Raw genomic sequence first — 10,831 nt, 5'->3', positions numbered from 1 at the left:
CCCCCCCCCCCCCCCCCCCCCCCCCCCCCCCCCCCCCCCCCCCCCCCCCCCCCCCCCCCCCCCCCCCCCCCCCCCCCCCCCCCCCCCCCCCCCCGCGTCCGACCACCGCTGATCGAGGAGTCGCATTGAGCAGCATCCCGCCCGTGTACCTGGACGCCTCCGCCCTGGCGTCCCTCGTCGACGCTCCCCAGGCGGTCGACATCCTGGCCCGGGCACTGGCCGAGGCCCGGATCGACCCGGAGGACGACAGCCCCCGGCTGTTCGCGCCCGCCCGTGCGGGCTCCGAGTTCCTGATGATGCCGACCGCGGGGCAGGCGACCGCCGGGGTCAAGGTCGCCTCCCTGACACCGGCCAACCCGCGGGCCGGCCATCCGGCCGTCCAGGGTCTGTACGTGCTCTTCGAGACCCTCCACATGGCGCCGGTGGCCGTCATGGACGCCGTGGAGCTCACGCTCGTCCGCACCCCGGCCACCACCGTGATGGCGGCCAGGCACCTGTTGGCCGCCAGGCGCGGCCCGGACACCGCGGTGCGGCGGGCCCTGGTGTTCGGCACGGGCCCCCAGGCCCAGCGCCACGTCTCCTGCCTGGCCGAGGTCCTGGCCCCCGAGGACATCGCGGTGGCCGGACGCAGGCCCGAGGCCGTCGAGTCGGTGGTCGCCCGGGCGCGCGGCGCGGGCGTCCCCGCCCGCCCCGCCTCCCCGGACACGGCCCGCGAGGTGGCCCGCGCCGAGGTGATCGTCTGCGTCACCGGCTCACCCACGCCCCTGTTCGACGGAGCCGGGGTCCGCGACGACGCCGTCGTGTGCGCCGTCGGCGTCCACGGACCCGACAAGCGCGAGCTTCCCGCGGATCTCGTCCTGCGCTCCGACATCGTCGTGGAGGGACGCGCCTCGGCGATGCGCGAGTCCGGCAATCTGCTGGGCGCCCGGCCCGCACAGGAGTGGGCCGCGGCGCCGCGGCCCCCGGCCAACCTCGCCGACCTGGTGACGGGCCGCTTCACACCGCGCCCCGACCGGCCCGCGGTCTTCTCCGGTGTGGGGATGGCCTGGGAGGATCTCGTGATCGCCTCCCATGTCCACGACCGCCACCGCCGTCCCTGACCCGCCCACCACCGACCAACGACGGAGGAACGATGCACGGCACCACACCCGGACAGGTGGAGGCGATCGTCGCGGCCGCGGCCCGCGCCGCCGCCCCCTGGGCCGCCCGCGGACGCGGCGAGCGGGCCCTGGCCCTGCGCGCCATCGCCGACCGCCTCGACGGGGCGGCCGAGGAACTCGTCGCCATCGCCCAGCGCGAGACGCACCTCGCACCGCGGCGGCTGCGCTCGGAACTGGTCCGCACCACCTTCCAACTGCGCCTGTTCGCCGAGGTCGTGACCGAAGGCGCCTATCTGGACGTGCGCGTCGACCACGCCGATCCCGACTGGCCCACGGGTCCGCGACCCGATCTGCGCCGTACCCAGATCCCCCTGGGGCCGGTCGTCGTCTTCGCCGCCTCCAACTTCCCGTTCGCCTTCTCCGTGGTCGGCGGCGACACCGTCTCGGCCCTGGCGGCCGGGTGTCCCGTCATCGTCAAGACGCATCCCGGCCACCCCGACCTGTCCGAGGCCACCGGACGGATCGCGCGGGAGGCCCTGGAGAGCGCGGGCGCGCCGGAGAGCCTCCTCCAGTCCGTACACGGCCGCGAGGCCGGGGCCGCCGTACTCCGCCATCCGCGGATCAAGGCGGGCGCCTTCACCGGGTCCATCCCCGGGGGGAGGGCGCTGTTCGACATCGCCGCCTCCCGGCCGGAGCCCGTTCCCTTCTACGGTGAGCTGGGATCGGTCAACCCGGTGTTCGTCACCGCCCGGGCCGACGCCGACCGCGGTGAGGACGTGGCCGCCGGACTGGTCGGCTCCTTCACCCTGGGGGCAGGGCAGTTCTGCACCAAACCGGGCGTCGTGCTGGTGCCGACCGGCTCGAAGGTCCTCGCCCACCTGAGGCGGGCGCCCCTGCCCGGGGCGTCCCCCATGCTCAACGACCGCATCGCGGACGGGTTCCAGCGCGGCCTGGCCGCGCTGAGCGCTCACCCCGAGGTGGAGGTCGCGGCCCGGAGCGGCGATGCCGCCTCCGGCGCTCCCGGACCGACCGTCCTCGTCACCAGCGCCGACGCGCTGCTGAAGGACCCCGGAACGCTCCTGGCCGAATGCTTCGGCCCGGTCGTCCTGGTGGCGGAGTACACGGAGGAGGCCCAGATGGCCGACGTGGCGTCCGCGCTCGAAGGCCAGCTCACCGCCACCCTGGTGGCCGACGAGCACGACGACGTCCTGCCCCGGCTCATCGCGGTGCTCGGCACCAGAGCGGGGCGGCTGCTGTGGGACCAGTGGCCCACCGGGGTCACGGTCAGCCACGCCCAGCACCACGGAGGCCCCTACCCCGCGACCACGGCCGCGGGCACCACGTCGGTGGGCGCCACCGCCATCGCACGGTTCCTGCGCCCCCTGGCCTACCAGGGCTTCCCCCCGTCCCTGCTGCCCGAGGAGCTGCGCGAGGACACGGACGTGCCGCGCAGGGTCGACGGCGGACTCATCGGCCACGCCCGGTAGCGGCGCCGCACTTCCCTCCAAGGAGAGATCCCATGAGAACGACCCGCGTCATCCACGCCGTGGACTCGCACACCGAGGGCATGCCCACCCGCGTCATCACCGGCGGGGTGGGCGTCGTCCCGGGGGAGAGCATGGCCGAGCGGCGGCGGTGGTTCATCGACCACGACGACGAGCTGCGCACCCTGCTGATGTACGAGCCGCGGGGGCACGCCTCGATGTCGGGCAGCATCCTGCAGCCCCCCACCCGGCCGGACGCCGACTACGGCGTGTTGTTCATCGAGGTGTCGGGCCTGCTGCCGATGTGCGGGCACGGCACCATCGGAACGGCGACCGTGCTGGTGGAGACCGGCATGGTCCCGGTGGTCGAACCGGTGACCACGGTGCGTCTGGACACCCCGGCGGGGCTGGTCGTGGCCGAGGTCGCCGTTCGGGACGGTCACGCCGAGGGCGTGACGATCCGCAACGTGCCCTCGTTCAGCCTGGCCCTGGACCAGGTGGTCGAGGTCGAGGGGTTCGGCGAGGTGCGCTACGACATCGCCTACGGCGGCAACTTCTACGCCATCGTCGACCTGGACGACCTGGGACTGCCCTTCGACCGTGCCGCCGCCCCCCGGTTGCGCGACGCCGGTCTGGCGATCATGTCGGCCGTCAACGAGCAGGCCCACCCCCACCACCCGGGGCGCCCGGACATCCACGGATGCCACCACGTCTACCTCAAGGCGCCCGGATCGACCGCCCGGCACTCGCGCCACGCCATGGCGATCCACCCGGGCTGGTTCGACCGCTCCCCGTGCGGAACCGGCACCAGCGCCCGCATGGCCCAACTCCACGCCCGCGGCGAGCTGGACCTGCACACCGACTTCGTCAACGAGTCCTACATCGGGACCGCCTTCACCGGCCGCCTGGTCGACCGGGTCACCCTGCCCGGGTCCCAGCCGGGCTCGCGGATCTCCGCGGTGGTACCCGCCATCACCGGGCGCGCCTGGGTGACCGGCACCGCCCAGTACATGCTCGACCCCACCGATCCCTTCCCGGCCGGATTCCTGCTGTGAGAGAACGACGTCGAAGGGCGGCGCGGACATGAGCGACCCCGAATTCCGCGGCGCCGACGTGGTGGTGGTCGGCGCCGGCGCCCTGGGCGCCGCCTGCGCGTACTTCCTGGCCCGGGCCGGGGTCGGCGTCCACGTCGTCGAACGCGGCCAGGTCGCCTCCGGTACCACCAGCGCCTGCGAGGGCAACCTGCTGGTGTCGGACAAGGAGGTGGGGCCCGAACTGGACCTGGCGCTGTACTCCCACGGAGTCTGGCACGAGGACCTCGCCGAGTACGGGCACCTGTGGGAGTTCGAGGCCAAGGGCGGGTTCGTCGTCTCCTCCGGACAGGAGAGCGCCGAGGGGTTGCGCGACCTCGCGCGGCGCCAGCGCGAGGCCGGGATCGAGGCCGTGGACGTGGCTGCCGAGGACATCCGTCAGTACGAGCCCCACATCCGGCCGGGCCTGAGCGCCGCCGCCTACTATCCCCAGGACTGCCAGGTCCAGCCGATGCTGCTGACCGCGCACCTGCTGCGGTTGGCCGAGCGCATGGGCGCGCGCGTGTCCACCGGCGTCACCGTCACCGGGTTCGAGCGCGGAGTCCGCACCCCGCGGGTGGTCGGGGTGCGCACCGACCGGGGCGTCCTCTCCTGCGGACAGGTGGTCAACGCGGCCGGAACCTGGGCCGGACAGATCGCGGACCTGGCCGGAGTCGGGGTGCCGATCCTGCCGCGCCGGGGTTTCGTGCTCGTCACCGAACCCCTGCCGCCGACCATCAACCGCAAGGTCTACGCGGCCGAGTACGTGTCCTCCACGCTCTCCTCCGACGAGGGCCTGCAGACCTCGACGGTGATCGAGGGGACACGGGCCGGTACGGTGCTGATCGGTTCCTCGCGCGAGCGCGTCGGGTTCGACCGCACCGTCTCGCTCCCGGCCCTGCGGCAGATCGCCGCGAAGGCGCTCGGGCTCTTCCCCTCGCTGGCCCATGTCAAGATCATGCGCTCCTACCTGGGCTTTCGTCCCTACTGCCCGGACCATCTGCCGGTGATCGGCCCTGATCCGCGGGCCCCGGGGCTGTGGCACGCCAGCGGACACGAGGGCGCCGGGATCGGGCTGTCGACCGGCACGGCCAAGCTGCTCGCCCAGGCGATGACGGGCGACGAGCCCGATCTTGACCTGGCCCCCTTCGCACCGGAGCGATTCTCGGAGGTGACACCGGATGCCCGCCACTGATCCCGCGCACCCGCACGAACACCGCGGGGGGCCCGACCACGACGCGGGGGCCGCCCCGGCCGTCCTGCGGTTGACCTTCGACGGTCGGCCGGTCACCGCGCACCCCGGACAGACCGTCGGGGCCGCCCTGATCGACGCCGGGGTGCGGTCCTGGCGCAGCACCCGCCGGAACGGGCGCCCCCGCGGCCTCTTCTGCGGGATCGGCGTCTGCTACGACTGCCTGATCACGGTGGACGGTGCCACCGGTCAGCGCGCCTGCCTGGTGGCCGCCCGGGACGGCATGGTCCTGACACCCGGCGAGCCCGCCCGCCCCGCGCCCGCCGAACAGCCGGGGGGAGGGGACCGATGAGCGCACCGGCCGGCGGCAGCGCCCGCCCGTTCGACGTGGCCGTGGTCGGTGCGGGGCCCGCGGGCCTGTCCGCCGCCACGACCGCGGCCGACCACGGGAGGTCGGTGATCGTCGTCGACGCCGCCGATCAGATCGGAGGACAGTACTGGCGCCACCCCCACGAGCGCTGGCCGCGGGGGGAGGAGTCGGCCGGCCACCACGACTGGCGGCGCTTCAGCGATCTCCGGGAACGCTTCCGCGCCCACCTCGACCGCGGCCGCATCACCCACCTGGCCTCGACCCAGGTGTGGTTCGTCGAGCGCGGTCCGGCCACCGGGGACGACCGTTCCCGGGTCCTCCACCTGGCGCCGACGACCGCCGTGTCCGACGCCGGTCCGGGGGCCGTGGCGGCCCGGGCGGTGATCCTGTGCCCGGGCGGGTACGACCGCCAGCTCCCGGTTCCGGGATGGGACCTGCCGGGTGTCATGGCGGCCGGGGGAGTGCAGGCCCTGCTCAAGGGCCACCGGACCCTGGCCGGTGACCGGGTCGTCGTCGCCGGCACCGGGCCCTTCCTGCTGCCGGTGGCCCGACAGCTCGCCGAGGCCGGAGCCCGCGTCGTGGCCGTGTGCGAGGCCAACGGCGTCACGGGCTGGGCCAGACACCCGACGGCGGTTCTGGACGCGCCGTCGAAGATCCTCGAAGCGGCCGGGTACGCCGCGGCGCTGGCACGCCACAGGATCCCGTACCGCACCCGCACCACGGTGTCCCGCATCGACCCCGACGCCGCGAACGAGCGGGCCGGCCGGGTCCGGCTCGCCCGCCTGGACGGCCAGGGCAGGATCGTCCGCGAGGGCGCGACTCTGGAGGTCGACCTCGTCGCGTTGGGGTGGGGGTTCACGCCCTCCCTCGAGCTTGTCACGGCCGCGGGAGCCCAGACCCGCATCGACGTCGACCGCTCCCTGGTGGCGGTGGTGGACGCACACCAGCGCAGCACGTCCGCCGGCGTCTACGTCGCCGGGGAGGCGACCGGGGTCGGGGGAGCACTGCTGGCGGTGGCCGAGGGCGAGCTGGCCGGCGCGGTGGCCGCCGGTGACATGGGGGCGCCGGTCGGCGAGCGGCGCGTCCGCAGTCTCCAGCAGCGCATCCGCCGCCTGCGACGCTTCGCGACCGCGATGCACCTGGCCCACCCGGTCCCGCGGCACTGGCCCGAGTGGCTGACCGACGACACCACCGTCTGCCGCTGCGAGGAGGTCGACTACGGCGCCGTGCGCAGGGCCCGCGACGAGCTGCACGCGGCCGACCTGCGCACGGTCAAACTGCTGGCGCGTCCGGGGATGGGCTGGTGCCAGGGGCGCGTGTGCGGGTTCGCCACGGCCTGCCTCGCGGCCGCACAGGAGGACCGGGAGCTGTCCGCCGACGACCTGCGGCCGGTGGCCAGACAGCCGCTGTGCGCTCCGGTCTCCCTGGAACGGCTGGCCGGGGACGCCGCAGACTCGGACGGTTGACCGGGCTCGGCCCCACGGCGCCACCGGGCGGTCACCTCGTCGGGTGACCGCCCGGTCCTGCCGTGCCACGACGTTCGCCGATGCGTCATGAGTCCCTCACCGCCCCACGAACCTCTTGTCATGTGACATATCACAGTGCAATACTACTAGTCGTGACCGAGGTCACTGACCTGTCCCCCTCGCAAGGAGAAGCCCCGATGTTGGACCTGCTGGCACGCATCAACGATTGGCTGTGGACGCCGCTGGTCGTCTTCGCGCTCGGATTCGGGCTGTTCCTGACCGTGGCCACACGCGGCCTCCAGATCCGGCTCCTGCCGGAGATGGTGCGGCAGCTGGTGCGCGGTGAGAGGTCGGAGAAGGGCATCTCCTCGTTCCAAGCCCTCTCGCTGACCCTGTCCAGCCGCATCGGGGTCGGCAACATCGCCGGAGTGGCCACCGCCGTCGCCCTGGGCGGCCCCGGCGCGCTCCTGTGGATGGCCGTCATGGCCTTCCTGGGCGGCGCCACCGCCTTCGTGGAGTCCACCCTCGCCCAGGTGTACAAGCGCGACGTCGACGGCCAGTTCCGCGGCGGCATCCCCTACTACATCGAGAAGGGCCTGGGTCTGCGCTGGCTCGCGGTCGTCGCCGCCGCCACGGCGGTGGCCATGTACACCGTGCTGGCCCCCGGCATCCAGTCCAACAACATCGCGGCCTCCCTCGACTCCGCGTTCGGCGTGACCCCGCTGGTGACGGGGGTCGCCGTCACGGCGCTGCTGGCGTTCGTCGTCTTCGGCGGGCGGCGGAGGATCGTGGCGGTGGCCCAGACCGTCGTCCCCTTCATGGCCGCGGCCTACATCCTGGTGACACTGGTCGTCCTGGCGTTCAACGCCACGGCCATCCCGGGGATGGCCGCCCTCATCCTCGGCAGCGCCTTCGGCACGGACTCGGTCTTCGGCGGCATCGTCGGCGCGGCGATCGCCTGGGGGGTGCGCCGCGCCCTGTTCTCCAACGTCGCCGGCGTCGGCGAGGGGACCTTCGGTTCAGCCGCCGCCCAGGTCTCCCACCCGGCCAAGCAGGGCCTGGTGCAGTGCCTGTCCACCTACATCGACACGCTCTTCGTCTGCATGGCGACGGGCCTGATGCTCCTCGTGACCGGCAGCTACAACGTCCAGCCCGAGGGATCCGACGCGCTCGCCACCAACCTGGAGGGCGTCGAAGCCGGGCCGGCCTACACCCAGGCGGCGGTGGACACCGTCCTCTCCGGAACCGGAGGACCCTTCGTCGCCGCGGCCGTCGCGCTGTTCGCCTTCACCACGCTCTTCGCCTTCTACTACATCGCCGAGACGAGCCTGAGCTACATCCTCTCCGGCACGAAGCCCCTCCCCACCGCCCTGCTGCGGTTGGCACTGCTGGGGATGACCTTCTTCGGAGCGGTGCAGTCCGCCGACCTCATCTGGGCGATCGGCGATGTCGGGTACGCCTCGCTGGCGTGGGTCAACATGGTCTGCCTGGTCCTGCTGCTCAGGCCCGCCCTGCGCACGCTGCGCGACTTCGACGCGCAACGGCGCGCGGGCCTGGACCCCCAGTTCGACCCCGAGGCCGTGGGAATCGCCGGAGCCGACTACTGGACCTCCGACGAGGCTCGTGCCGCCCGGCGGAGCGTCCAGGACGAGCCCGGGAGGGACCCTCTCGCCCCGTGAGCGGTTCGGACCGCGTCGGCCCCGCCCTGCCCCGCCCCGCCCCGCGGCGGGGCCGAGCCGGGCCACACGTCAGTCGATGTCCCACAGCAGCACGGTCCCGTCGTGACCGCCGCCGGCGATGGCGGCGATGGAGACGACCACGGCTCCCGCCGCCAGAAGGGCGTTCCTCCGGACCCTGTTTCCCTCATCCTGCCGAGGGGCGGGGACCGGCTTCCCGGTCTCGGGGTGCGCGGGTGCACCGGCCCGGGGTTCGGGGTCACCGGCCGGTGGGGGCGGGGGATCGCCGACCGGTCCACGCGGACGGGCGCACGGTTCACGGACGTGACGGCGTGACGGCGTGACGGCGTGACGGCGTGACGGCCTCCTATCATGTCCGGATGAGCGAACCTCCCCGGCTCCGCCTCAGCCTGTCCAACGTCGCTGGCGGCCGTCTCACCGACGGCGGAGGGCATCACGAGTACGCGGACGCCGACCGGACGGATGTCTTCGCCCAGGCCCTCTCGGCGCGTCGGCCCGACCTGGTCGTGCTGAGCGAACTCGACTGCGGACCCGGATCGACCCAGATCGACCGGCTGTCCGCCGGAGCGTTCGGGACACCGGACGTCCACAAGCACCAGGAGCCCTGGAGCGAGTCCCACGTGCCCGGTGTGCGCAGTCTCGGGCTGGGAATCGCCTCCCGTTTCCCCCTGCGCGACATCCAGCGTGTGGACCTGCCCGCGCCGTCCTTCCCCCTGTTGTCCTGGGACGGGAAGGAGGGGAGGCCGAAGAGGCTGCCGTGGCACGCCAAGGGCCTGCTCATCGCCCGATGCGCGACGCCGGGCGGTGATGTGTGCATCGTCGCGGCGCACCTCCACCCCATCCACATCGCGCGGTCGCCGGGGCCGGAAGGCGTCCCGTACTCCTACGACGTCGGTGCGGGCCTTGAGTTCGGGCAGCGGACGGCCAGGATCATCGGGAAGAGGCTCGCCGCACTGGGCGACGTGCCGGTCATCCTCGCTGGCGACATGAACATGCCCGACCCGCGGGGGTTGTTCACTCACCTGGGGGGTGTTGCCCTGGCGGACGCGTTCGGCCCCGGTGAGCCACCCGCCACGACGCCCGACGGCCGGTCGATCGACCGCGCCTTCGTCAGCGGACACCTGACCCCCCTCGCCCATCGGGTGGTTCCGGTCCCCGGAGCCGACCATTTCGTGGTCGCCTTCGAGATGGAGTACGGGCGTGGGCGCGCCACCAGGCCCCCGGCGCTGGCCCGTACGCTCGGCGAAACCCCCGGGATGTCGACCGCGAGCCTGGAGGCCGGACGTCAGCACGCACCGGTGTCCCGCCGCCCCGGAGTCTCCTCCCCCTCAGACAGGCCCCACCCTCGGAGAATGTGACGCCGGGGGAGGATGCGCGTCCTCCTCCGCCGTCTGCGCGCGAGGCCCGTCACAGCTCGGTCCGAGGGGTGGCCGGGCCAGCCCCACCGGGGCGTGGGCCCGGGGTCACCGAGGCCGGTGCCGACCGGATCGGCCGAGACGCCGCGGGGGACGCTCCCACCCCACGCGCAGGGCTCTGCCCCCGTTCCGGCTGGATCCCGCCTGTCGTCCGGTGCCCCAACCACGCCCGCCGAACGGCGAACCCGCCGGATGCCCGACCCCGGTGGGGATGTCACGGGCTCCGAGGACATGCTGGCCGGGACGCGTGAAGGCGTCGCGGAGGAATGCCCTCACACCCAGGACCTGATCGAGCTCGTCATCGGCGGCACGCGCTCTCGCGACCTCGGCGCGGGTTCCCGCCGCGGCGCGCGGCAGGGGTCGTTCGAGGGGTGGACTCCTGCTCCCCGGCGGCCCGGTCCGCCGGGCCTTTGCGGGCGGCCCGCCGTCCGGGTGGGACAACGTGCGCGACCCCCGCCCACTGGTATAACAGTCGTTATAATCCCAGGTTCTCGTACCGCCAGCCCGGAGGCGTCCATGCACCACCACCCTGCCCGCGATGCCACCGTGCGGGAGTTGCTGTTCCGCCGCTCCGGCGTGCTGGAGTGGGGTGAACGCCCGGCCCCGGCGCTGCTGGAGGGGACCGACGCGATCGTGCGCCCGTTCCTGGCCGGGCGTTGCGACGGCGACACGCTGCCCATCCACCGACCCGTCTCCCGCGCCATGCAGGCCGGGATGGCACTGGGGGCCGTCGACCCGGTGGTCGGCTCGATCTGCGGCAGAGTGCCCTTCCGGGGGCCCTTCCCCATCGGCCACGAATGCGTCGCCGAGGTTCTGGAAACGGGATCGGACGTGCACGGCGTGCGGCCGGGCGACCGCGTCGTCGTTCCCTGGTCGGTCTCCTGCGGCACCTGCGAGCGGTGCCGCCGCGGCCTGACCTCCAAGTGCTCCACCACCGCCCGCTCCACCCTCGCCGCCTACGGATTCGGTCCAGCCAGCGGCCAGTGGGGCGGCATGGTCACGGACGCCTTCCGCGTGCCCTACGCCGACCACATGCT

9 protein-coding genes are annotated in these 10,831 nt (G+C 73.7%); all 9 read left to right on the top strand.

Annotated elements, in window-relative coordinates:
• Positions 1-125 precede the first annotated feature (125 nt).
• Positions 126-1,100 (top strand): ornithine cyclodeaminase family protein, encoded by a 975-nt coding sequence (locus tag ACIBFB_RS27115; RefSeq protein WP_397234986.1) that lies wholly within the window; start codon positions 126-128, stop codon positions 1,098-1,100.
• Positions 1,101-1,132: 32 nt separating this feature from the next.
• Complete coding sequence (locus tag ACIBFB_RS27110) at positions 1,133-2,587, top strand: aldehyde dehydrogenase (NADP(+)) (RefSeq protein WP_397234984.1); 1,455 nt, start codon at positions 1,133-1,135, stop codon at positions 2,585-2,587.
• 32 nt (positions 2,588-2,619) lie between these two features.
• A complete protein-coding gene (locus ACIBFB_RS27105; protein WP_397234982.1) occupies positions 2,620-3,639 on the top strand; it encodes a proline racemase family protein in 1,020 nt (339 codons plus the stop codon).
• A gap of 28 nt (positions 3,640-3,667) precedes the next feature.
• Positions 3,668-4,849 (top strand): NAD(P)/FAD-dependent oxidoreductase, encoded by a 1,182-nt coding sequence (locus ACIBFB_RS27100; RefSeq protein ID WP_397234980.1) that lies wholly within the window; start codon positions 3,668-3,670, stop codon positions 4,847-4,849.
• Positions 4,836-5,198, top strand: coding sequence for a (2Fe-2S)-binding protein (locus ACIBFB_RS27095; protein WP_397234978.1), 363 nt, complete (start codon positions 4,836-4,838; stop codon positions 5,196-5,198). The genes ACIBFB_RS27100 and ACIBFB_RS27095 overlap by 14 nt, the downstream gene beginning before the upstream one ends.
• Positions 5,195-6,682 carry an FAD-dependent oxidoreductase gene (locus ACIBFB_RS27090; protein ID WP_397234976.1) on the top strand — a complete coding sequence of 496 codons (1,488 nt, stop codon included), beginning with the start codon at positions 5,195-5,197 and terminating at the stop codon, positions 6,680-6,682. The genes ACIBFB_RS27095 and ACIBFB_RS27090 overlap by 4 nt, the downstream gene beginning before the upstream one ends.
• Before the next feature lie 152 nt (positions 6,683-6,834).
• Positions 6,835-8,361, top strand: coding sequence for an alanine/glycine:cation symporter family protein (locus ACIBFB_RS27085; RefSeq protein WP_397234974.1), 1,527 nt, complete (start codon positions 6,835-6,837; stop codon positions 8,359-8,361).
• Between the two features lie 377 nt (positions 8,362-8,738).
• The gene (locus ACIBFB_RS27080) at positions 8,739-9,737 is read left to right on the top strand and encodes an endonuclease/exonuclease/phosphatase family protein (RefSeq protein ID WP_397234972.1); all 999 of its coding nucleotides are present in this window, start codon (positions 8,739-8,741) and stop codon (positions 9,735-9,737) included.
• 573 nt (positions 9,738-10,310) lie between these two features.
• On the top strand, positions 10,311-10,831 hold a 521-nt coding region (locus ACIBFB_RS27075; RefSeq protein ID WP_397234970.1), incomplete at its 3' end, for an alcohol dehydrogenase catalytic domain-containing protein.

This window comes from Nocardiopsis sp. NPDC050513, assembly GCF_044457925.1.
Taxonomy (GTDB): Bacteria; Actinomycetota; Actinomycetes; order Streptosporangiales; family Streptosporangiaceae; genus Nocardiopsis.
The sequence above is the reverse complement of the archived record's forward strand: the minus strand, read 5'-3'. Positions and strand labels throughout refer to the sequence as shown.